The following is a 22681-nucleotide window of genomic DNA, read 5'->3' on the forward strand; positions in this document are numbered from 1 at the left end:
AGTTGAGGTTAAGAAGTGAAATTGAATTTCCCTTCAAATATTTTTCCGATTAGGGGAACAGGTTTTTCCAGCTCATTATTGGCTGCTACAATACCCAGCAGCAACAGCACAAACGGGATTAACAAAATAAGGTAAAAAATAGTTCCAAGAGCGGGGATAATGGCCAGGATAACGCTACTTACTATACTTAACAGGATAGAAGTAATGATGAGGCCAAGCGATTGCCCTAAATGATAATTGACCAAAGTGCTTTTCTCTGTTGATTTTTTAAATTCCAGGTAAGAAATGATCCATCCGATCAGGGTGATGTAGGCAATTACGGCCATTGTTTTCTGTTTCATAACTTTAATTTTTTAATGAATTGAATAACACAAAATTACCTGCACGGTAACCATCAGCCAAGAAAACACAGACTACACTACAACTACCTGTTTCGAAAAAAGCGTCTACAAGGAGACTACAAAAGCCGTTTTAAACCGCTATATCCCAATTATTTGTTGTAATTCTGTTGCTGTAATTATTTCTTTCCTAATTTTGATTATGCAGCTACCACTGAAAACATTATTAAGTATTTTATTTTGCATTATCCTTTTTTCGAAAAATGCAGAAGCACAAAAAATCTATCTCGATTCCTTAAATCATTTACTGGAGCAAAATGGCACCACTAAAGAAACGCGGGTAATTATATTGTGCAAAATGGCCAGGGCTAATTTTGAGAAAAACCTTTCACTTTCTTTTAAACAGGCCGATGAGGCGCTAAAAATCGGATCGGAACTAAAGGACGGGAAAAGCAAGGCAATGGCTTTTGCTACCCTGGTACATTTATATGTTTGGAAAAAAGACCTGAAAAATGCCTACCAAAGCCTTGATAGTGCACTGTATTATGCCCAAAAAACAAAAGATCGTGTTGCCCTTGGTTTTGTATGGTTTAGAAGTGGCTGGTTAGATCTCATCAATGATGAAAATGATAAGGCCACAACCAAGCTTTTAAAAGCACTTGATTATTTTAAGGGGCAAAATGCCAGTGATTACGAAAGTACCATATACCATTACCTCGCCAGCTTTTATGGCTATGGCAACAATCCATCAAAACAGCAGAAATATGCCCGTTTGTGTTATTTAACGGCTATAAAAAGTAAACAGGTTGATTTATTGAATAACGCCTATTTTACCATCGGTCAAACCTATTTTGATCGTTTTAAACTCGATACCCTTAAACGCAGCCTGCTCGATTCGGCCTTGCTTACCTATAAAAAATCACTTCAGCTCTCTAAAAAACAAGAGGGCCGGATGCTTATATACAGTAATACTGCTGCCGCAGCTTTAAATACGGCGAATGCCTATTTTCAGTATTTTCCTGCCAGTTACCGCGATAGTGCCGAAAAGTATGTAGCTATTGCAATGGGAATAGCTGAAAAAACGAATTTAATGGAAGTTTTGCTCAACTGTTATGGTTTAAGAAGCGAGTATGCCCTGCGTGATGGCAATTACGATGCAGCAGAAAAACTGTTGCTTACCGGACTGGGCAAAATTGAGGGTGGAGTAGTGAAAATGCCGCTTACCCAAGCCAGGATTTACCAGGGCCTTGCCAATATTGCAGAGAAAAAAGGAGATAAAGCAGCCGCACTGAAGTATTTAAAAGCTTACGTTACCCATTATAAAAAGGCATTTGATGAAGAAAAAATAAATAACACCATCAGGATTGAAGCACAATACCAATCAGAAAAAAAGGAACAGGAAATTGCTTATTTGCAACAGCAGACGCGATATACCAAAAAACTGAATGTTTTTTACATCATTTCGGGCTTAACAGGTATTGCAGCGCTGCTTTTTTTACTCATCTCTTATAATTATAAACTTAAAGCTTCCATCAGGAAACAGGAGCTGATCGACCAGGAAAAAGGTGCGGCAGAGTTAAGGGCACAGTTAAAAGAAGCAGAAACGATGCAGCTCCAAACCGAGCAGATTTTATTAAAAGAGCGCCAGGAGCGGTTAGAGAAAGAAGTACTGGCCGGTAATTTACAGATTGAAGAAAAAAATGAACTGCTGGAAATTATATCCGGCAAGGTAAACACCGAAAGCCATCTTTCTCTTGATGCGCAGATTAAGAGAATTGTAAACCAGCAGAAAAAGATGGATAAGGATTTTGAAGAGCATAAAACCGATTTTTTCGATACCAATCCTGCCTTTTTCGAACGCCTGCAGCAAAAGGCAAATTATACACTTACCCGGCTCGATTTAAAATATTGCTCGTATATGCTCCTCGGCCTCTCCAATAAAGAAGTTTCTATCCGTTTGGGCATCGAACCTAAAAGTGTGCGCATGAGCCGTTATCGTTTAAAACAGAAACTTGGACTAGGAAAAGAAGACGATTTAAACCTTTTTCTGCAACAGTTGGGTTAGCCTCACTTAAAAAAAGCCGGGAATTTAACTTCCCGGCTTTTAAATTTAATTTTTAGCCAGTGTTGGCCGTGGCTGGTAATAAAATTCCTCTTCGTCTTCTGCTATAACTGCTGTGTTTTTTTGAGCAGGAACAACCGGTGCCGGCTCATCTACCCTTACCACAGGGCCATTTTTTGCCAGTTCGCTGCCTGCAACTTTCGATTTAAATATTGGCCACAATAACTGTGCATACCATTGGTCGCCTTCGTAATGAGAAATGCCATATGCTTTCGGATATTTTCTCGTAATTAAAGCCGTGCCAAAAATTATATCCCATAAAAAAAACATGTTGCCAAAATTACCTTTATAATAGCCCACACCATCATCGGTGGTGGCGGCATGGTGTGCATGGTGGGTAGCAGGCGTAGAAATTGTTCTTTCCAATACCCAGGCCAGTGGATGCAGCACTTTATATTTATAAAAAGGTTTGTCCCACGGAATGCTCGAATGTGCCAATGTGGTAATGGTGCCCTTAATGCCCCGCACCACAATTGCAGGTATGCCCAATCCCAGATATACAAGTGCCGTGGTGAGGTAAGTTTGTGAGAAAAATAACGTATAAATGGCGTTCTGCCTGCTGGCCATGGTCATGCCCATATAGGATGCCGAATGGTGCGTACGGTGAAAACGCCATAACCATGGAATTTCGTGGTGCAGCCTGTGGTACCAGTATTGTGTAAGGTCATCTGCAATGGCAATAATAATGCAGCCCCAAAAAAATGGAACCCACTCAAAGGTGTTTTTTAACCCCGGAAGCACGGCCGGTAAAAATTTTAATCCATAATAAGCCACAACTGGCCTGATCACCAATCTTGGTAACGTAAAGCAGGCAATATCAACAAAACGCTCGTTTTTTGGCCACTTGCCTTTATAAAGTCCAAAAGAGAATTCGAGTACCCCAAGAAAGAATACTAAAAAAGGAAAACCGAAACCATTCAGGTTTTCGATGATGTTTCTGATAAAATTAATCACTGGTTCCATTGTTTGATGAATTTTTAGGGTTTACAGATTTACTTTTTTCAGCTTTATGCTGTTGTTTTAGCCAGGGCCGCTCGCCGGTAATGTAAAAGGTTATAAACATTAACGCAATCGGCAATACATAGATGAATAGGCTTAATACCGCATTTCTAATGATTTTTTGTCGGGTTTTTTCTTCGAGTTTCATGGTTCATGATTTAGTTTTTGTGAATGATCTGGGTTGATGGCTTATCGCCCAATAAACGCTGGGTGAGGTAAAGACCACCAAAAATGATGATAAAGGGGATCAGCGTGACAATGATGCCAACCAATATCTTTTTACCTAAAATGCTAAAGTCTGATGCTGTCATATTTTCTTTCGTTTTTATAAATGAATAATTAATTATATCCCGGATTTTGGGTAAGCAGCGTATTAAGTTCTCTCTCAGTCTGCGGAATAGGGAAGAGGATATTCTTTGAGGAAACAGCCGATTTCTCCGGGATTTTTTTCAGGGCATCCACATAAACAGTTGCGCCCTGCCGTACCAGATCAAACCATCGGTGCCCCTCCTGGATAAACTCTTTTCTGCGCTCTAAAAAAACAGAATCCCGAAAAGCATCTGCGCTTAAGCCTGGGGTTAAATCGGCAATTTTTGCCCTTGCTCTAACCCTGTTTATCGCACGATAAGCCTCAGCATCAGGACCGTTAATGTTATTAATTACCTCTGCATAAAGCAATAATATATCTGCATACCTGATTACCGGGTAATTAACCCCGCTTTGGGCCTGCGTATTTAATGGGGTTAAAGTATAATCAACAAATTTGTTAAAATAGGGGGTATAGGCGTTTTTGAAAACCACATATTTCCCCGTAGCCGCATTATAAACAGAATCGTAAAAGGTGGTTTCGCGCCTCGTATCAGCTGCAGAAAAAAGTTCGTAAACACTTTTGTTTGCCGGCACATCAATAGGGAAAGTGCCCGTATTAAAAGAGGTAAAACTCTGGCTCAGGTTCTGTACCACATTTTTAGCCCCTAAATTGCTTTCAAACTGTACCGAAAAAATATGTTCGATACCATTTTTGGTCGCTTTTTGAAAAACATCCCTATAATTTGGAAACAGGGCATAACCATAACCTCCATTAATTACCGTGTTAAGGTGAACCAGTGCATTTGGCCATAATTTTTGCGTAACATATACCTTGGCCAAAAGTGCATGCGCCGCACCCGATGTTGCCCTGCCCAAATCTGCACTGCCATAACTCTTAGGTAAACTGGTGGCCTCGGTTAAATCGGCAATAATTTGCTGGTAAACCGTTGCAGTAGCACTTCTTTTAACCAATAGATCTTCAATGTTTACGCTTTTAGGCTCGTGCAGCACCAAAGGCACATCGCCATATAATCTTACGAGGTTAAAATAAAGCAGGCCCCTTATAAATCTCGCTTCGCGTACCAGCCTGTTTTTTAATACGGTATCTGCCGAAACATTGGGTATATTATCAATGGCAATATTGGCCTTATTAATGCCGAAGTACAATTGTTGCCAAACCTTCTGTATCCTGCTGTTTGATGGGATATAAGTAGATACACCCAGTGCCCGTACATCGGGGTTGGTGTTGCTGGGACTAAAAATCTGGTTATCGCTGGCATTTTCGACCAGTAAATTAAGCTGACGGCCATATAAAGGGAAATCGCCGTTCGGATCGCTGTTTAAAGAACTGTAAACTGCATTAACCGAAGAAATGGCATCAGACTGTGTTTTAAAAAACTGCGAACCCACAATAACCGAACTCGGATTTTCTTCGAGCTTTTTGCATGCTGTGGCCGTAAATATGATGAGGATTAATAACCAGATTATGGGTTGGGTGATTGTTTTTTTCATCTGTATATCAATATTATAAAGTGATAGATAGGCCAGCCAGAAAGGTTCTGGTGGCGGGATAGGTTCCAAAATCGATGCCCTGCTTAGTATTGTCGTTGTCGTAAAAATTAACCTCAGGGTCTAAGCCGGTGTAATGCGTAACCGTAAATAAATTTTGGGCAGATACATAAAACCTTAAACTTTTTAGCTTAATCTTATTTGCCCAATCCGTTTTAAAGGTGTAGCCTAACGATACATTTTTAAGCTTTAAGTAGGAGGCATCCTCAATTAAACGGTCGGTTACCTGCGGTACAGGCGAATTGGTTACCCGGGCAACCGTAGTGTTTTGGTGCTGTGGCGTCCATCGGTCTAAAAGCGTGGCAGAAGCATTTTGTGTAAGCGTTGGCCGCTCCAAACTCTGCTGCAATAAATTGAATACTTTATTGCCATAAGATCCCTGAAAAAATACTGATAGATCTAACCCCTTGTAATTAAATGTATTGTTTAAACTGCCTGTAAATTTTGGCTGTGCGCTGCCCAGGCTATGTTTATCGGCTGTGGTAATCACTCCATCCCGGTTGCTATCCACATATTTCGTGTCGCCGGCCTGCTGCGGCACCCCGCCCAATAATGGTGTGCCATTGCTAAGATCCGCGCTTGTTAAAAGTCCGTTGGTGTTATAACCCCAAAAAGTACCAACTGGTAAACCAACCTCCACAATTACCGGCGATACCTGCCCTGTTGGTGCTACCGGGAAGAAACTTTTAACATTTTCGCCCAAATTGAGCACTTTATTGCGGTTTGCGCTAAAAATGATCGTGCTTTTCCAGTTAAAATCCTGCGTTTTAATGTTTTCCGTATTCACAGAGAACTCAATACCCCGATTGGATACACTTCCGATGTTTTTTAAGGCACTGGCATAACCCGTGTATAAAGGCAAGGGCACATTAAGTAATAAATCGGTGGTTTTTTTGCTGTAAACATCAAAAGTAACAGAGATGCGGTTGTTTAAAAAGCCCAGGTCTACGCCTGCATTATACTGTGTGGTGGTTTCCCATTTCAGGTCGGGATTTGCAATCTGGATCGGAGATATTCCCGTAACCAGTTTGCTGCCCAGGTAATAATTGCTGGGCGCTAACACAGAAAGCGAACTGTAAGGCGGGATCTCCGAATTACCTGTTTGCCCCGCACTTAAACGGATTTTAAAGCTGTTTACTACATTTTGCAGCGGCTTAAAAAATTCCTCATCATTTACATTCCACGAAACCCCAACGGAAGAAAAGAATCCCCATTTGTTTTCTTTGCCCAGTTTGGATGAGCCATCAGCCCTTTCGGATAAAGTAATGTTGTAACGGTGGAGGTATGAATAATTAATACGCGCCAAAACAGAATTCAGGCTCGAACTGTGTGCCGCCGAGCTGGGCAGGTTGGCAATGCCCGCATACGATAAATTATCAAAGCTGGTTAAATCATTTGGGAACTGTTGTGCAGAGGTGGTAAAAGATTTTCCGTTTTCGTACTGCGTACTGTAACCTACAAGTGCATTAAAAAAATGTTTTTCAGCGAAGGTGTGGTTATACGTTAAGGTATTTTCGTTAAGCCAGCTCAATGCATTTCCCGAGCCCAGTGCAGCATAACCTTTGGTGGCATAGCCTGTAGAGCCCCCGGCGGGTGAGGCCGTAGAAGACGGTGCATAATATTGCTGGTTCGTATTTAAAATATCTACCCCGGCAGTTACCTTTAAGGTAAGGTCTTTTAAAATTTTATATTCTGCAGCCGCATTGCCTAAAATCCTGTTCAGGGTATTCTGGTTGGTGGTTGTTGCAATATCCTGTAGCGGATTGGTTGGCGTGGCATTTAATGGATTGCTGGTATTATAGCTGCCATCGGCATTTTTAATCTGGGCAACAGGAGCCGTGAGGATTAAATTTGCATAAGCATTGCTAAAGTTGATGCTGTTGTAAGCGCTGCCCGCCAGTTTATTTTCTATCGACCTGCTTCCGAAAAAGTTGGCTGTAACCTTAAATTTCTCAGAAATGTCTTTTTCGTAATTAATCCTGGCCGAGTACCTTTCATAACCCGAATTGGTAATTACACCATCCTGCTTAAAATAATTGCCCGAAATTAAGTACCTTGATTTTTCATCTCCGCCTGATACCGAAAGCTCCTGGTTAAAAATTGGTGCACTGCTTAATGCCGAACCTTGCCAGTCGGAACCGGTTCCGAAGGCCGCAATCTGCGCATCGGTATAGGTTTTCGCTACCCCATCGCTCGTGTTAATATCATTGATCAATGCCGCCCACTGGCTGCCGTTTAGTAAATTTAGCTTCCGGGCTACCCGCTGCGTACCGTAATAAGCGTTATAATTGACATTGTTAACTCCTTTTTTCCCTTTTTTTGTGGTAATGATGATCACCCCATTGGCCCCTCTTGAACCATATATCGCTGTTGCTGAGGCATCTTTTAATACTTCTACCGATTCAATGTCGCTCGGGTTAATGGTAGAGAGCGCATTCGAACTTGTACCGATCGATCCCACGTTTGCATTATCATTGTTATTGTAAACGATAAAGCCATCAATTACATAAAGCGGGGCATTGCCGAAAGAAATGGAATTACCGCCCCTGATCCTTACTGTCGCAGTACCACCCGGCTGACCTGAGTTTTGCGTTACACCAATGCCGGATACACCACCCTGCAGCAGGTTATCGAAACTTGCCGATGGCTGTGCCAGTAAGGTTTTAGAAACCGAAGCCACGGAGCCGGTAACATCACTTTTTTTCTGTGTACCATAACCCATTACCACCACATCGTTCAGGTTGCCTGCCTTTTCTGAAAGTAAAATGGCAACCGGACTTCCATCAACCACAATTTGTTTGGTTTGATAACCAATAAAGCTGATGATAAGGGTATAAGGGAACTTTTGGCCGGTACGAAAAGAGAAACTGCCATCGGCAGCAGTAGTAACCGCATGTGTGGTTCCTTTAATGGACAATACCACATTACCGATTGGCTGTTTACTTACCGAATCTTTTACCGTTCCTATTAAAGTAGAATTGATGATCGGGTTACGCTCATCCTGGGCGCTTGCATTTTTTGTAAATATGGCAATTGCAAGAAATACCATCAGCCTAACGGCTATTTTTTTTCTATGGATAGATTTTTCCATATATTTATACAGTTTTATTTAATAATCTTAATTGTTGGTAAAACTTGGTAACCAGAAGTGATTGGCGTTACGCTGGTTATCAAATAATCTCCGGCAGGGCTTCCCTGTCGGTTTTGTTTTTTTATAGACGCTATTTCATTTTCTTATGCTGTTTTAACAGGTTATACGCTTCCAGTTAACCTAGGCCATTAATTATTTTTATTAAAATTTGAGAAAAAGAGCGCTGCCGGTTAGCAACAACAGGAAAGGCACATTCGCATGGTAACAAATTGTAAATGGTGCATTGTTCTTTTATTTATCGTTGGGTTTAACAACATTATTTTGACAAATATAAAAATATATTTTATATAAACTATAAAGACTATGGATTTAGTATTCTTTTTTTGAAACTGAATATTTTTTGTCTTTGTACTTGTCTGTCAGCAGGAAATAAAATTTGTTTTACCACATAAGTTAAAACAGCTGCCCTTGTTAATGTAATCTTCTCTTACAAATTCCACTTTATAAATAGGGTGATTATACGGTGTTTTAATACGTAAAAATGTAGTTATTTAGGGTAGTATATGCCTGTGCATTCCAAAGGTAATATTAACCAAATACAAACATAAACTGCTCAAAAATGAAAACACTCAAACTGGAAGAAAGATTAGATGAAGTATGGAAACACTGCCAGCGGGGATTAGTTTATCCTTCACCCTTCGCTATTTTTACCACTTTTTGGACCAAAATACGCGTACAACGTTCGCAACTGGCCGATCTGATGGCTTCCGTAAGGAAAGAAATCAATACCAATACCGAACTTAAGGATAGAAACACCTCGGTAATATTGGGCGTTTCCTTTAAAAACTGGGCAGGAATCTGCAATAGTGATAAGTTGCCATTGCCAAAAGGGATGCGCCTTAATTTCCCATCTGAAACCGACCCTTATACTTCTGATGTTTTTGATGCCTCAAAAGGTGTGTTCGATGATACCGAAGGCGATATCTGGTTCCACATTAAAAGCGACAGTAAAAATGCCTGCGAAGTGGTGTTGGAGCTGATTGTAGAAGCCCTGAAAGAGGTAACCAAACATTATTTTGCACAGGATGCTGCTTCAAAATCAAACAGTAAAGACGGCAATAAAGGTAAAGTGCTGGGCTGCCGTTTTTCTGAAAACCTCAACAATCCTTCCGATCCGATAACCATTGCCAAACATACCCTGATCGGGGGCGAAGATATGGACCATTTTGGGGGTTCATTTGTACTGGCACAACGTTTTGTGATCAACTGGAACCAGATCAATATGATGACCGAAGATCAGATTGAAGACCTGATTGGCCGTAAAACCGACGATACCATTATCCCGGACCGCGATTCGCGCAGCCACATCAAATCGGCAAGGTTGCAGGATGAGCAGGGCAATACCACACCGATATTGCGTTTAGGTTTGCCTTTTGGCCGTGCAAAACAATCTTCTATCGGTTTCAGGGCGCCAAAATCGGTCACTGTTTCTGATGAAGAAGGCATTTATTTTGCAGGTTTTGCCAAAGAAGCATCCATTCTCGAAAATATCATGAGCAACCAGATTGGTGGCGATAAAGGCTTTATGAACGATCGTTTGTTCAATCACCTCAAATCTGATCTCGGCGGGTTTTTCTATATCCCAAGCATTAACGATCTGGGCCTGGATCAACATCCCGATTACCGCAATAATTTCTCGTTTATGGAAAATGGCGACTGGTCGAGGTTTCCGGGGGTAGACTGGTCGAGGTTAGACCGCCATTATCAGGATGCTTCCAAAAACGGGCTGATGTATTATAACCATCAAAACTACCTGTTTACCATGGCTACGGGCATTAACAGGCACAACCAGTATTTTAAAGTGCCTACTAACCGCATCCTGAGCCTAATGGAAAACATTTTTTCTTTATGGCAGGATAACTGGTATTTTAACCGCAAGCAGGAAGAAATTAAAGAAGACCTGCAATATTATATCAATGCTTACCAGGGCGCCGATAAACCTGCCAACATCATGAAAGAATCCATCATGGTGAGGAAAGGATGGGCCGTACGCATGAGTTTACAGCTGTTTAGCTCGCCCGAATATGGTTTCCGCGGGCGTAAAATCCGCTTTCCTGACGGAAGTTTACATGCCTATTCTGCCTTTATCGAATCGAAAGGAGAATGTGTATATGGCTCGGATACCTACCGGATTTCTCCCGAAGAAATTATTGTGGGCGCCATGCCGAACCTCTCTTTAGGTGAAGGGCGTTATGTGATGAAATACCTTTCAGAAACCGAACGCATGGATGGCTTTTTGAGCAACCTGAGTGAGGCTTCCGGCGTAGGGCACGTTATCCCGCATTATGAAAAAGCCATACAAAAAGGCTTAAAACAGATGAAGGAAGAGGTATTGGCTTACGAACAACAAGCCACCACACCCGAACTGAAAGATTTTTACCGTTCCTCTTATTTATCTTTAGAAGGCATTACCGAATACATCCTGAACTACGAAAAATTAGCCAGGGAAACGGCCGGTAAAATGGCCGAAGGGCAGGCCTGGGAAAAAGCCAATTTACTGGCAATTGCTGAACGGATGAAAAAACTTTCGGCAGATAAACCCGAAACTTTTGTAGAAGCCGTGCAGTTTATCTTTACCCTGCATTCTTGCCTACACCTTAATGGCGAACCTACTGCTATTGGCAGAATGGACCAGCTGTTACAGCCCTTCTACGAAAAAGGGGAGATATCGGAAGATGATGCACAGGAAATTATCGATGCTTTTTACATCAAACTGGATGAAAAAGTGCAGCAGAACCGGATCTTTATGGAAGATCACCAGCCTTTTGGCAACCTGGCCATGGGCGGTGCCTCTGGTCCTTACCCGCAAGGTGCCTCTTTGGGCCAGTGGATCCAGCAGATTACCGTAGGCGGAACCGTTGCGGATGGTGTAGATTTTGCCTTGAGTAAACCTGCTTATAATGAAGTAACCAAACTTTTTATCCGCGCTTCGGGCAGGTTGCCTTTAAACGCGCCTTGTTTATCCCTGCGCACCCGCAAAGATATTCCAAAAGAAATTCTTGAAGAGGCTGCACACGCCATCCTTTCGGGCGGTGCTCATCCGATATTACTTAACGATGAAAAAATTATTGAAGGGCTTTACCACAGTGGCGATGATGTGGGGGGAAATCTCGGCACTGAAAACAAAAGCTGGAATTCTGCCGTAAGCATGCAATCGGCACAGAATTACGCCTGCGATGGTTGTTACGAACCTCAGTTCCCCGGAGAAAACTGGTTCTCGCTCGGTGGATTTTCTACTTTACAACCTTTAGAATGTGCCTTGAACCAGGGCAGAACTTATTCTTCTGCAGGTCAGTCGTACCTTTTCGGACAAAATGTATCCCTTAATTCTAAACCGGCCGATCAGATTAAAAGTTTTGATGAGCTCGTTAAAATCTATTTTCAGCATTTCGAACTGTTAAACCGTAAAGCCTTTAACGGACAGTTGATGGGGTTTGGCGCCAATACCAGATTCTGCCCTTCGCCGATACTCAATGTACTAATGGATGATTGCCTGGCCCGCGGATTAGACTTTTACAGTGGAGGTACCAAATACAACATTTATGGCCCTTGCTACATTTCGTTAAGCTCAACGATTAATTCTTTATATGCCATTAAAACAATGGTATTCGATGATAAAAATGCCGTAACCACCCTGCCCGAACTGTTAGAATGTTTATGCTGCGATTGGGGTTATAAAATGACGGAGCCTTTCATCAGTACTCTGGCAGGAGATTCTCGCATTACCAGCCGTTCTGACCGTTTTAAACGTTTAAGGGATATTGCATTAAGTTTACCACGCTATGGCCGAGGATATCAGGAAATTGATACTTTCGGAAACAAAATTGTAGAAGGCATTGCGAGGATTTCGGTTGAAACCTTTACCAGGCCACTGCCGCAGATGTACAGTGCTTTGCAAAACCTGGCGGCACGTTATGGTACCGAAGAACACCCTTTCGGAATTCAGATCCAACCGGGTGTGGGTACTTTCGAAAACCATGTAGAAATGGGTGCCTGGAATGGTGCCAGTGCCGATGGACGTAGATTGGGCACTGCAGTAGCCTCCGATTTAAGTTCGGCCCCAAGCCCGATGGATTTACCGATCGACCACCAATATGCAGGTTTTGAAAATTCGCTTGCGGGATTTGAAGGAAAAGGTACCGACCTGATGACGGATGGTGCGCCAACTGATTATAACATCGACGAAAATTACCCTGCAGATAAAATTGTAAAGGTGATGCAGCAATTTGCCGAAGGTCATTCTTCGAATATCCTAACCATAACCGTGGCCAGTCCTGATACTTATGGCCAGGCCGTAGGCTCACCCGAACAGTTCGATCTGTTGCGTGTACGCACAGGTGGCTGGTCTAATTTCTTTACTTCGGTGTTCCCGCTTACGCAGGATCAGCACAGAAGAAGACCGGTTTCTAAACCGGAAATGGTAGCAGTTGATAAAATGGAGGGAGATATTAGTAAATGCCCGTTCCATCATAAAATGGTGGAGGGGTAGGAAATAAGGGCAAAAGCCTGAAATATTTTTTCAGGCTTTTGTCCTATAAATACAATTATAGTCCCTCGCTTTCACACGCGTGCCGCGTGTACATTTTTCGCCATAATCAATAAGCCTTGCATAAGTAATCAGCTTTGTTAAACTCATTGATCCTTCATATCAAAAAAATCCAAAACCCTCGGAGCTATTTTCAAATCCGGGCGGAACAACATAATGCCACTAATAAAATGTTTTTTTAATTCCTCTCCATTCTTAATCGAAAAAGATGTTTCAAAAGTAATGGCTTTACATACAATTTCGTTCGCAACATCATCCCGATGGTAAACAAGCAATTCTATACTTACATCATCGCCATCCGATAGATCAATATCGTACTTTTTGCCAGGGTTGGGCCGTAATGCATCAAAAGTAATTGATTTAACCGTTTTAAAATCTTCAACATGATGAAAACCCTGCTGATCAACAAGCACCGCTGTAATTTTATTTTCTTTCGCCTGAGCAAGTTGCTTAAAGAAAGTTCGGAACAGAAAAAACAGTAGACATGTTGCAAATATGGCTGGTAATATCTTTAAGCTAGTATCTGTTTTGTTAGAGAAAAGAATGGTTACAGTTAATGCGATTATACCTAAAGCGGTTATTGCATAAAGCAGGTAGCCAACTGCTTTTGCCAGAAATGTTGCTTTTTCTGCCCGTTCCGATTGTTTGGCTTGAAATTCATTTTCTGGAAAAACCATTGCATTTTAAGCTAATAGAGTAGCGGTATTTTCTTATATACCGGTAGTGTAATCAAATTTATAATAAGAATATTAGATACCCTTGCAGGCGCAAACATGCTGTGGATACGTGTTTTTTAATTTATAATAGCGTAAAGATTAATGCAGTGACCCTTCGTGCCCCAGGATGACAATTAGCGCGCAGAGCTATAAAGTGTTAAAAACGCTTACAGGTTTAAAACTAAATTTTTGAAATAAGGTTGCATGGGCCAGATCATGACGTCCGACCCATTTTTTACAGTTTTTCTCTACGGTTAGGACGACAAAGTTTGATCAAAATCCCGAAGCTCGTAAGAATGGTAAAGGCACCCACAATGACATTAAATTTTTCGATCATATTTGTTTTGGTTTGTTAATCCCAAATTATCAATTTTTCGTTATAAAAGAAATGCCTGTGAATAAAATAGTTATAAAAATTATTAACATTTTAATAAACATGTGTAAAAGACGTTTATTATCAGCTGCTTTAAAATCACTTTACTAAGTCCATCTGTTTTTAAAATTTTAAATCTGCAGGAATGATATAATAAAGACATTTCGGATAGATGATACAGATTATAAGGCAAATTTTAAAATAGCGTTATCTGGATTAAGCTGCTTATATTCAGTTCTATAATAATAATTGATCATCAACATCTCCTCAAGCTGGCGGATTCTTCTCCAGTCTTTACATGCACCTTTCAGGTTTCCGGGCATTTGTTTGTAAATATCCTTCGATAAAGCTTTCTACATCATGAAGTTAATAATTTGTTAGCATTGGTTAAGAAACGAGTGTTTACAAATACTAAATATAATTTACTTTGGTTCGTGCTTAACAACAATTAAACAGTAGGAATTTTTAAAGGAAATATTTGTATTTCGATTTTATTGATCAAAGAATAGCCGCTGTTTGATTTCCTTTAAGTTTTGCCAAAATAACAAACAAATATTAATTACAGTGAATAGCATTTAAATCTTCGATAAGGATACTAACTCTCAAAGTTTCCATACCAGCAAAAAATCACTATACAACAAACAAATTAAAAATCATTCATTATGAAGTTAAATCTCTACAAAAGAAGAATAGAGAGGAATGTCAGCAGAATTGCAATCCTTTTACTCTCGATAATCTTTTGCAACATCCGGGCCAGCTCGGCGGCGGACGGAAAATTACCCCTTTCTACAACAGTGCTGAAAAATCAGCAGAAAATCATTATTGTTAAAGGAACAGTAAAAGAAAAAGTTAATGGAGCAACCATGCCCGGTGTTAGTGTATCTGTTAAAGGAACTTCAACCACAGTATCTACAGATGCAAACGGACAGTACCAGATCTCAGCACCCGAAAACGGCACCCTGGTATTCAGATTTATAGGTTTTAAAATGATGGAAACACCTGTTGAAGGAAGAAGCCGGATAGATGTTTCCTTAACCGAAGATGCTGCACAGCTTAAGGAGGTAAATGTAGTTTCGACCGGTTACCAGGTTTTAGACCGTAAATTATTTACCGGTTCGGCAACATTGGTTAAGGCATCAGATGCACAGCGCAATGGTGTGCCCGATGTAAGCAGGATGTTGGAAGGACAGGTTGCAGGGGTAAGTGTACAGAATGTTTCGGGTACATTCGGAGCCGCTCCAAAAATACGTGTACGTGGTGCAACATCACTTTCAGGTGATAACAAGCCGCTTTGGGTAGTAGACGGGATTATACTGGAAGATGTGGTTAATATTTCTAACGATGCCCTTTCAACCGGCGATGCCAATACTCTGATCGGTTCATCTGTTGCCGGTTTAAACCCCGATGATATCGAGAGTTTCAGCATTTTAAAAGATGCTGCCGCTACGGCTCAGTACGGTGCACGCGCCATGAATGGTGTGATTGTAATTACCACGAAAAAAGGACGCGCAGGCGAGGGGGCTCCTAAAATTTCGTACACAGGGAATTATACCACCTATTTAAAACCACAATATTCGGATTTCGACATTATGAATTCTGCAGAGCAGGTAGGGGTATTAACTGAACTGGTTAATAAAGGTTTTTTTAACCATGCATCAGCATCCAGAGGTGCCGATGGGGGTATTTTCTCGAAGTATTACAATTCATTATACGATTATGATGAGGCTACCCAAACATTTAAAACCAAGAATGATATTGCCACGCGAAAGGCATTTTTACAAAGATATGCTGAAGCCAATACCGATTGGTTTGATCTCTTGTTTAAAAACTCTTTGTTACAGGAACACTCAATAAGTATTAACGGCGGAACTGAAAAATTTCAGACTTACGCTTCAACATCTTACCTGCACGATAGTGGGCAAACATTAGGTAATGGTGTTGACCGATATACCGGTAATTTTAGGGCCAATGTGAAAATGAGCAATAAACTGAGTGCTGAGGTGCTGATAAACGGTTCAATCCGTGATCAAAAAGCTCCGGGGACATTAAACCGGAATTCAGACCCGGTTTATGGTACCTACTCCAGGGATTTTGACATCAACCCTTATTCTTACTCTTTAAACACAAGCCGTGCATTAACCGCTTTTGATCAGAACGGCAACAGAGAATATTTTACAAAGAATTATGCCCCTTTTAATATTTTAACAGAGCTGGAAAATAACTATTTAAAATTAGGTCAGATCGATTTAAAAATGCAGGGCGGAATTAAGTATCAGATCATTCCATCGTTAAAATATTCAATTGACGGCGCTTACCGTTTTGCCAAAACCGAACGCCAAACCTACATCCTCGAAGGCGCTAACCTGGCCCTGGCCTATCGCGCAGATCAGGATGCAACCACAATCGGATCAAACAAATATCTCTACAGCGATCCCGATCAGCCTTATGCAGATCCTACAGTAGTATTGCCTGACGGTGGTTTTTATAATACCCAAACCGATAACCTTAAAAACTTTTATTTCCGCCAGAACCTGGAGTTCGATAAAACATTTAATACAAATCACAGGCTTAACGTATTCAGCTCAATGGAAGTTCGTTACATCGATCGCCAGGCCGAAAATTTTGACGGGGTAGGTTACCAGTACGAAAACGGAGGTGTGGTTAACCCTAGTTATAAATACTTCAAATTTGCACAGGAATCAGGCTTCCCTTACTACGGAATGGCTACCTACAGAGATCGCTTTTCTGCATTTTCGCTAAGGGCTGCCTACTCTTATAAAGATAAATATAGCTTTAATGCTACCACGCGTTACGATGGTTCCAATTTATTGGGCAGTAGCAGGCGGGCAAGGTGGTTACCTACATGGAATGTTTCGGGTGCATGGAATATAGATCAGGAATCTTTCTGGCCTAAAAACAACATTCTTAGTTCTGCCAGGGTAAGGGCAACCTACGGTTTAGTGGCCAATCTGGGCAATGCCAATAACTCATCTGCACTTTTCTATAATCAGATTACCAGAAGACCTTACGAAAACGAAAAAGAAACAGCAACTTACATTTCCAGTCTGGAAAATTCTGAACTTACCTGGGAGAAACTAAAGGAATTTAATTTAGGTGCCGATTTAACCTTGCTTAATGACAGGCTTAACCTTACTGTTGATTTATACAAAAGAAATATTTATGATTTGATCGGCAGCATCCGTACATCAGGTATTGGCGGGCAGTTTACAAAAAATGCCAACTATGCTGATATGAGCGCTAAAGGTTTAGAGTTTACCGTTGCGGGCAATCCCGTTAACGGAACTGATTTTAAATGGCGTACGCAATTTAATTTTGCTTTTAATAAAAACGAAATCACCAATCTTCAGGTAAGTCCGAATATTTTCAGTTTGATTGATGCAGATGGTGGTGCGCTTATGGGATATGCACAAAGAGGACTTTTCTCCCTTCAATTTGCCGGCTTAGACCACAATAATGGTTATCCGTATTATATCGATCAAAACGGTAAAAGAAACTCAAATGTCGATTTACAAAGTACAAAAACCGCTTACCTTAAATATGAAGGACCTGTTGATCCTACTTTTACAGGTGGTTTTTATAACCAGTTCCGCTATAAAGCCTTTACACTTTCTGCACTGTTTACCTTTGCAACCGGTAATAAGGTGCGTTTGGGAAATGTTTATTCGGCAACCTATCCTGATTTTTATGCCATGTCTAAAGATTTGCTTAACCGCTGGATCAAACCTGGCGACGAACAGTTTACCAATGTACCGGCCCTTTTAGATTCGTACCAGACAGGTACACAGGTTAAAGATGTTAATGGAAATACCATTTCCGCAGTATATCCTTACAATTTATATAATTTCTCTTCAGAACGGGTAGCCAGTGGCGATTTCATCAGGTTTAAACAAGTTTCGCTGGGCTACGAACTTCCTAAGGAATTTTTAAGTAAACTGAAAATCGCCTCAGCACAAATTTCGTTTGTAGGCAACAACCTCGCCCTGTTATATTCAGATAAGAGACTTAACGGACAAGATCCGGAGTTTTTTGCCTCAGGTGGCGTAGCCTTGCCTATCCCAAAACAATACACTTTATCACTCAAAGTTGGTTTTTAAACAGCATAACAATGAAATTGAATCATACAAAAACTTTATTTCTTGCACTAACAGCATTGTTAACCACACAATCGTGCAATAAATATTTAGATACAGAACCCGATAACAGAACTGAGATCAATACAATTGACAAATTGTCTCAATTGGTTACTACTGCCTATCCTGACCGCGATTACCTGTATTTTACAGAGGCAGCTTCAGATAATTCAGAGGATAAAGGAAACGGTATTGGCGATTTAACCAATGTGATTTCTACCCCTTATGCCTGGCAGGATTTTATAGGGAACGATACCGGTTCTCCAACCGCTTATTGGAATGCCTGTTACGAAGCTATTGCTGCTGCCAACCAGGCACTTGAATCAATAGAAAAAAATAATTTCGGAAATGCGGCCTTACCATACAAAGGCGAAGCTTTGGTTGCCAGGGCTTACGCACACTTTATGCTGGTTAACTTTTTTGCCAAAGTGTACGAAATCAACGGAGCCAACAATTCGCCCGGTGTACCTTATGTAACTCAGCCCGAAACCAAGGTAATCCAGAATTATGACAGGGGAACGGTAGCTTCCACCTATCAGAAAATAGAAGACGATTTAAAAGCAGGGATGGCTTTGTTAAACGGAACGGCTTACGATGTTCCGAAATATCATTTTACACCTGCAGCTGCCAGTGCTTTTGCTGCCCGTTTCTATTTATTTAAAGGAGAATGGCAGAAAGTTGTCGATTTTGCTACTGCTACAGTGCCGGCAGGCGATTTTCTAAGCAACATCAGGCCCATCAATACCACTTTGAGAACTTATGGCACAACTGAGTTTAATTTGGCTTTTACGCGTTCCGATCAAAAATACAACCTGCTGCTGGCCACCACTTATTCTCTTTTTCAAAGACAAAATAGCCCAAGGCAGGGCTATGGACAAAATCTTGTTAAAATGTTTGGGGTAAACTACAATTTTACAGGCAAAGCAACCGGGCATAAAATTCTGTTTAATGGGGTGCCCAATTATACCACCTATAAATATAAAGAGCTGTTTTTCAGAACAACCCCTAACGCACCAAGCGGTGTACCATACATTATGATGCCGCTTTTTACTGCTGATGAAGCGTTAATGAACAGGGCAGAAGCTTATGCAGAATTAGGACAATTGGATAATGCGGTAAAGGATATCAATACTTTTTACAGCACCAGAATTTTATCTTACAGCCCCGCAACTGATGCGGCCACAGCGGCAAGATTATCAACTTTTTATAATCTTCCTGATCAAAAACAGGCCGTGATCAAAACCATTTTAGAAACCAAGAAATTCGAATTTTTACAGGAGGGAATCAGGTGGCTGGATATCATCAGAAAGGGGCTAACTGTAGTGCATAACAAGTACGATAGCAATAACGATCAAACATTTGTGGAATTAAAAGCCGGCGATAACCGCAGGGTTTTCCAGATCCCAGAAGAGGCTAAGCTTTCAGGCGTGCCATTAAATCCAAGATAATTAAATTAATAAAGTCATGAAAAATAATTTAATCAAAACTTTCTTAGCACTGTTCCTTGTCATCATGATGTTCTCATGTAAAAAGGAAGCGCCTTTAAATGCTGAAAACAGTACAATAAACCTGGATAATCCAGTTGCGAATACCGAGTTAGACCAATGGTTGAAGACCACCTTTTTAGATGAGTATAACATTGATGTGGTTTACCGTTACAACAGGTTTTTGCATGGTAACGATAAAGATATTGCTGCGGTAAACGTAGATAAGGTAAGGCCGCAAATGGAAAACATTTTACAGGGTTTTATTTTACCATATCGTAAAATTGCAGGAGCAACTTTTATTAAAAGGCTGGTGCCCAAACAATTTGTGCTTTACGGATCACCTTCGTATAATACTGATGGATCAGCAATTGCAGCTACTGCATCTGCAGGCCGGAACATTACCATGTATAATGTGAACAATTTTGATGTAAACAGTGCAGCTGTCAATTTTGATAAACTAAGGACTATCCACCACGAATTTACACATACTTTAAACCAGATTGTGCCGATGCCGGCAGATTTTCAGACCATTACAAAATCTACTTACCTGGCCACCTGGACAACCACACTCGATGCAACCGCAAGGGCAAACGGTTATGTAACCAGTTATGCATCATCATCGCCGTTCGAAGATTTCGCAGAAACAACAGCGTATTTACTGGTAAATGGTCAGGCCTGGTTCGATTTAAGGGCCGCAGGTGCAGGCGCAGTTGGTAAAGCTGCTTTAAAAGCAAAAGAAGCCAGTGTGGTGCAATACTTTACAGTTAATTTAGGTATTGATTTTCGTGCTCTACAGCGCGAAATTCAGGGAATTGTGAGAGATGGATACAAATATGTTCCCACCAGTTTTGGTTATTTTGTTGGGCAGGATTTAGGCGCTACCGCAGATAAAACGGTATTACGGACCCTCACCATCAATTTAGAAGATGCATTATATACTAAGTATGGTATTTCTACCGAGTTTGCAACTGCCTACAACAATTTTAAAGCACAGGTGGCTGCCAGCCCGGCGTTTTATGCTTATCACGTAGATAACATCCAGCTGAGGTTCGAAAGTGCAACCTCTATGGTGGTGAGATTAGCCTTTACCGGAACCCAAAATATTGGTCCTACACAATATATGGCTGATTTTTCTTTCTCATTTACTTCCAACTCTAATACCGGAGAACTGGTGTTTACTAAAATTGCACAGGGTACAGGTACAACCTTTGGTAACGCAACCCAGTTCCTTACTGCATTTACCAACACCTTACAACCTTACCTCACGGGCAAAACTTTTATTGCAGACTGGATCCCTAAAAATGTATCACTTACCGATTTCAATACTTTCGGCGGTTTTTATGTAAAGGGAAACCCCGCAAATTATTTTTACGGCCAGTTTGCTTATTAACATAAAGGAAGTCATTCAGCATTTTATCAACAACGATAAAAATTAAATAAATGAAAAAACTATTATTTCTATATATATGCCTGTTGAGTTTAGCAGGCTGTAAAAAATCAGATTTTGAATCTAATTTCGGGCAATCGCCCGAAACAAGGTATCAGGAAGAACTTGTTAAAGTAAATACGGCTTTAACCGGGGCGGACAACGGCTGGGTGGTTAATTTAGCTACCCAGGCTGGAGGTGGTTATGCGTTTTATATGACTTTTGACGGCACCAAGCAAGAAGTTAAAATGTACGGAGATTTGAATGATAACACTGCTACCAGGATCGGTACCTCAACCTACAGGGTGAAGGCCGATGTGGGCGCTACATTAATTTTTGATACCTACAATTATATTAACTGGCTTCAGGATCCTAATCCGGCTGCATTTGGCGGCGATAGGGCTACCGGCTTTAAAAGTGATGTGGAGTTTACCTTCGATCATATGACCGCTGATAGTTTGGTAATGATTGGAAAAAAATATAAGCAAAAACTATCAATGGTGAAGGCAACAGCGGCACAAAAAGCAATTTATGAAACTGGTGGTTATAAGGCAGCTATAGATAACTTTAAGAGCTTTTTTGTAGCTAAAAATCCATACATAGAAATTGCCGTAGGAGGTAAAAATATTAAGGTGGCAATATCTTTAAATACTTCAAATACTGTATTGTCGGGTAAAAGAGTTACCTTTTTAAATGTGAGCGACGATGGTGTTTCCACATCTGTTATCGGAAAATATTCCACAACCCTTGATGGAATTAATATTTTAAATGATGGTTTGGTTTATCAGGGGATAAGGTTTGTTAAGTTTGCTTTAAAAGATGCCACAACCATTGTCCTTTATGATAATACAGGAAAGGAGTATGCCATTAAATATAGTACAATACCCATTTTCCCCTTGTCTCAGCTATTCGGAAAAGTTTATACCAGTCTCTCATTGGTAAATGCTACAACCTATCCGGGTTGGGGTGCCGATTATGTAACCAGAAGGGCTACAGCAGCCAGAGAAATGCTGGTGACCAATAAGTTTGGACTTACCCTTGCTGAGATGTATTACACTTTTAATTTTGTGACTAAAACAATGGTATTAAAAGTAAATCAACCTCAAAATGGTACACTTTACGTGGCCAATATCACTTATGGTTTTACAAAAAGCGATGCAGGTGTATTTAAATTTACGTATCAAACAGCTGATGGTAACGGGGCAGATATTTATCCAAATCTGGCTGCATTACTGGCACAGCGCTTAAATGTTGACGATTTTACAATCGATTACTTTGTGCATCCAATAACAGGCGAAGTTTTGGGACAGTTTAAAAGTGTTCAGAACCCTACTTTTACTTTCTCAGGATCACTTCAATAGAATTTGCTGAAACCACTTTGTACAATTTCTGTAAATGGATCTTCTTTTTAGGAAGATCCATTTTTTATACCTGGTTTTTTAAGTAAACTTAACGCTTTTAAAAAGTTATTTTTTATAAACTTTGTACAGATAT

At 40.7% G+C, this 22681-nt stretch carries 14 protein-coding genes; 6 read left to right on the plus strand and 8 right to left on the minus strand.

Annotation, left to right across the window (positions count from 1 at the left end; all coding sequences use genetic code 11):
- Nucleotides 1-8: 8 nt before the first annotated feature.
- On the minus strand, nucleotides 9-341 hold the full coding sequence (locus ACTJKC_RS04725) for a DUF4870 domain-containing protein (protein WP_440790504.1): 333 nt from the start codon (nucleotides 339-341) through the stop codon (nucleotides 9-11).
- Between the two features lie 199 nt (nucleotides 342-540).
- On the opposite strand from ACTJKC_RS04725, the gene ACTJKC_RS04730 reads away from it, so the two are divergent.
- The gene (locus ACTJKC_RS04730; RefSeq protein WP_440790505.1) at nucleotides 541-2403 is read left to right on the plus strand and encodes a LuxR family transcriptional regulator; all 1863 of its coding nucleotides are present in this window, start codon (nucleotides 541-543) and stop codon (nucleotides 2401-2403) included.
- 45 nt (nucleotides 2404-2448) lie between these two features.
- Here ACTJKC_RS04730 and ACTJKC_RS04735 read toward each other — a convergent pair whose 3' ends face one another.
- From ACTJKC_RS04735 to ACTJKC_RS04755, 5 genes are read right to left on the minus strand one after another with little or no spacing between them, the layout of a single operon-like run.
- Nucleotides 2449-3423 (minus strand): sterol desaturase family protein, encoded by a 975-nt coding sequence (locus ACTJKC_RS04735; RefSeq protein ID WP_440790506.1) that lies wholly within the window; start codon nucleotides 3421-3423, stop codon nucleotides 2449-2451.
- Nucleotides 3407-3607, minus strand: a complete 201-nt coding sequence (locus ACTJKC_RS04740; RefSeq protein ID WP_344848785.1) for a hypothetical protein — start codon at nucleotides 3605-3607, stop codon at nucleotides 3407-3409. The genes ACTJKC_RS04735 and ACTJKC_RS04740 overlap by 17 nt, the downstream gene beginning before the upstream one ends.
- Before the next feature lie 10 nt (nucleotides 3608-3617).
- Nucleotides 3618-3770 (minus strand): hypothetical protein, encoded by a 153-nt coding sequence (locus ACTJKC_RS04745; protein WP_344848787.1) that lies wholly within the window; start codon nucleotides 3768-3770, stop codon nucleotides 3618-3620.
- Nucleotides 3771-3798: 28 nt separating this feature from the next.
- Nucleotides 3799-5280 carry a RagB/SusD family nutrient uptake outer membrane protein gene (locus ACTJKC_RS04750; RefSeq protein ID WP_440790507.1) on the minus strand — a complete coding sequence of 494 codons (1482 nt, stop codon included), beginning with the start codon at nucleotides 5278-5280 and terminating at the stop codon, nucleotides 3799-3801.
- A gap of 13 nt (nucleotides 5281-5293) precedes the next feature.
- Nucleotides 5294-8428: a SusC/RagA family TonB-linked outer membrane protein gene (locus ACTJKC_RS04755; RefSeq protein ID WP_440790508.1), complete on the minus strand. Its 3135-nt coding sequence runs from the start codon at nucleotides 8426-8428 to the stop codon at nucleotides 5294-5296.
- 619 nt (nucleotides 8429-9047) lie between these two features.
- On the opposite strand from ACTJKC_RS04755, the gene ACTJKC_RS04760 reads away from it, so the two are divergent.
- A complete protein-coding gene (locus tag ACTJKC_RS04760; RefSeq protein ID WP_440790509.1) occupies nucleotides 9048-12977 on the plus strand; it encodes a Dyp-type peroxidase in 3930 nt (1309 codons plus the stop codon).
- A 143-nt stretch (nucleotides 12978-13120) separates the two neighbouring features.
- Here ACTJKC_RS04760 and ACTJKC_RS04765 read toward each other — a convergent pair whose 3' ends face one another.
- Nucleotides 13121-13711 (minus strand): hypothetical protein, encoded by a 591-nt coding sequence (locus ACTJKC_RS04765; RefSeq protein WP_440790510.1) that lies wholly within the window; start codon nucleotides 13709-13711, stop codon nucleotides 13121-13123.
- A 594-nt stretch (nucleotides 13712-14305) separates the two neighbouring features.
- Entirely contained in the window at nucleotides 14306-14446 is a 141-nt protein-coding gene (locus tag ACTJKC_RS04770) for a hypothetical protein (protein WP_440790511.1), read from the minus strand.
- 339 nt (nucleotides 14447-14785) lie between these two features.
- Between ACTJKC_RS04770 and ACTJKC_RS04775 the strand changes: the two genes are divergently transcribed.
- Genes ACTJKC_RS04775 through ACTJKC_RS04790 form a run of 4 tightly spaced genes read left to right on the plus strand, consistent with a single transcriptional unit; the run spans nucleotide 14786 to nucleotide 22548 of the window.
- On the plus strand, nucleotides 14786-18238 hold the full coding sequence (locus tag ACTJKC_RS04775) for a SusC/RagA family TonB-linked outer membrane protein (RefSeq protein WP_440790512.1): 3453 nt from the start codon (nucleotides 14786-14788) through the stop codon (nucleotides 18236-18238).
- 11 nt (nucleotides 18239-18249) lie between these two features.
- Complete coding sequence (locus ACTJKC_RS04780) at nucleotides 18250-19722, plus strand: RagB/SusD family nutrient uptake outer membrane protein (RefSeq protein WP_440790513.1); 1473 nt, start codon at nucleotides 18250-18252, stop codon at nucleotides 19720-19722.
- Between the two features lie 16 nt (nucleotides 19723-19738).
- Nucleotides 19739-21151 carry a substrate import-associated zinc metallohydrolase lipoprotein gene (locus tag ACTJKC_RS04785; protein WP_440790514.1) on the plus strand — a complete coding sequence of 471 codons (1413 nt, stop codon included), beginning with the start codon at nucleotides 19739-19741 and terminating at the stop codon, nucleotides 21149-21151.
- A gap of 50 nt (nucleotides 21152-21201) precedes the next feature.
- Nucleotides 21202-22548 (plus strand): DUF4302 domain-containing protein, encoded by a 1347-nt coding sequence (locus ACTJKC_RS04790; RefSeq protein WP_440790515.1) that lies wholly within the window; start codon nucleotides 21202-21204, stop codon nucleotides 22546-22548.
- Nucleotides 22549-22681 lie beyond the last annotated feature (133 nt).

Source organism: Pedobacter sp. 22226 (assembly GCF_052045455.1).
Lineage (GTDB): Bacteria > Bacteroidota > Bacteroidia > Sphingobacteriales > Sphingobacteriaceae > Pedobacter > Pedobacter jeongneungensis.

Bases quoted from the DNA above. Each gene is read 5' to 3' on its own strand.
- ACTJKC_RS04725 (WP_440790504.1), bottom strand. From the start codon at position 341: ATGAAACAGAAAACAATGGCCGTAATTGCCTACATCACCCTGATCGGA.
- ACTJKC_RS04735 (WP_440790506.1), bottom strand. From the start codon at position 3,423: ATGGAACCAGTGATTAATTTTATCAGAAACATCATCGAAAACCTGAAT.
- ACTJKC_RS04730 (WP_440790505.1), top strand. From the start codon at position 541: ATGCAGCTACCACTGAAAACATTATTAAGTATTTTATTTTGCATTATC.
- ACTJKC_RS04780 (WP_440790513.1), top strand. From the start codon at position 18,250: ATGAAATTGAATCATACAAAAACTTTATTTCTTGCACTAACAGCATTG.
- ACTJKC_RS04765 (WP_440790510.1), bottom strand. From the start codon at position 13,711: ATGGTTTTTCCAGAAAATGAATTTCAAGCCAAACAATCGGAACGGGCA.
- ACTJKC_RS04785 (WP_440790514.1), top strand. From the start codon at position 19,739: ATGAAAAATAATTTAATCAAAACTTTCTTAGCACTGTTCCTTGTCATC.
- ACTJKC_RS04790 (WP_440790515.1), top strand. From the start codon at position 21,202: ATGAAAAAACTATTATTTCTATATATATGCCTGTTGAGTTTAGCAGGC.
- ACTJKC_RS04740 (WP_344848785.1), bottom strand. From the start codon at position 3,607: ATGAAACTCGAAGAAAAAACCCGACAAAAAATCATTAGAAATGCGGTA.
- ACTJKC_RS04770 (WP_440790511.1), bottom strand. From the start codon at position 14,446: ATGCCCGGAAACCTGAAAGGTGCATGTAAAGACTGGAGAAGAATCCGC.
- ACTJKC_RS04745 (WP_344848787.1), bottom strand. From the start codon at position 3,770: ATGACAGCATCAGACTTTAGCATTTTAGGTAAAAAGATATTGGTTGGC.
- ACTJKC_RS04760 (WP_440790509.1), top strand. From the start codon at position 9,048: ATGAAAACACTCAAACTGGAAGAAAGATTAGATGAAGTATGGAAACAC.
- ACTJKC_RS04750 (WP_440790507.1), bottom strand. From the start codon at position 5,280: ATGAAAAAAACAATCACCCAACCCATAATCTGGTTATTAATCCTCATC.
- ACTJKC_RS04755 (WP_440790508.1), bottom strand. From the start codon at position 8,428: ATGGAAAAATCTATCCATAGAAAAAAAATAGCCGTTAGGCTGATGGTA.
- ACTJKC_RS04775 (WP_440790512.1), top strand. From the start codon at position 14,786: ATGAAGTTAAATCTCTACAAAAGAAGAATAGAGAGGAATGTCAGCAGA.